This window comes from Pelomicrobium sp. G1, assembly GCF_051905455.1.
Lineage (GTDB): Bacteria > Pseudomonadota > Gammaproteobacteria > Burkholderiales > UBA6910 > Pelomicrobium.
In genome coordinates, this window is record NZ_JBQACR010000679.1 from 1 (window position 1) to 231 (window position 231).

At 62.3% G+C, this 231-nt stretch carries 1 pseudogene; it reads left to right on the forward strand.

What is annotated here, in order from left to right:
• Positions 1 to 5: 5 nt before the first annotated feature.
• Positions 6 to 231, forward strand: a pseudogene (locus ACTFO6_RS20095) (carbonic anhydrase); the annotation flags it as partial.

Genomic DNA, 231 nt, shown 5'->3' on the forward strand with positions numbered 1-231 from the left:
GTCAGTTGGAAGACTGGGTGGCTCAGCGGGAGCGGTGGGAAACTCGGCGTCAAGTTGGTGCCGAAGGTCCAAATAACCGCCGGCGGTGGGTCTTGGCATGCATGTACGAACGCTTGCCGGTGGATGAAGCGCTTGGCATCCGGTGCGACACGCCGTTCGGCGGTGGCGATGCCCATTTGTTCCGCAACGCTGTGGGCATTGTCACCGACGATGCCATTCGCTCTCCACCCC